The organism is Acinetobacter sp. 1566109 (assembly GCF_000582255.1).
GTDB classification, from domain to species: Bacteria; Pseudomonadota; Gammaproteobacteria; order Pseudomonadales; family Moraxellaceae; genus Acinetobacter; species Acinetobacter nosocomialis.
Window position 1 is genome coordinate 1 of the sequence record NZ_JEYB01000222.1, and the last position, 597, is coordinate 597.

The 597-nt window shown below is 31.7% G+C and carries 1 pseudogene; it reads left to right on the forward strand.

Features of this window, described 5'->3' with window-relative positions:
* Positions 1-468, forward strand: a pseudogene (locus tag J582_RS25545) (hypothetical protein); the annotation flags it as partial.
* Positions 469-597 lie beyond the last annotated feature (129 nt).

Here is a 597-nt window from a genome sequence, read left to right on the forward strand (position 1 = left end):
AATAATAAACAAAAATATATCAATTCTGATGAGACTAAGAAAAATAAAGAAAAGTATGAAGAATACATAAAGCAAGCGGAACACTTTGAATCTTATATTAAAAATTCACCTATGAATCTTCATGAAATTAATTTGGATGCAGACAAGGAAACAGTTTACAACCAGATTCTGTACTTGTGTAATCGAGGTGATACGAGTGCTATTGAATACTTCCTGTATGAAGAAATTTTCAAAAATCATGGAGAAGCATGGTTATACATCTACTTAGCTCAAATGTGTGGAGTTGATTTCACGCAGGATGATTTTAGAGACTACAATGCTTATACAGGTGAGGATTATGATGACTATGGACCTATTGAAATCGCAGGTCGTGAGGCAATTCAATATGCTATAGATTTATCAGAACTGGATGTTGATAAAGATAATTTAGCTAGGAAGATTGCTGCAGAGTTATTTGAGAAAATTTAATTCATAGTCTTATAAAAAAGAGAATTTGAAATCTGTATTTGACTCATAAAATACAGATTTCATTATCATCGTTTAACATCCTGGGATAAGTTGTAGAAAGGCTTCTCTAACTTCAGAAAATTCGGCTTG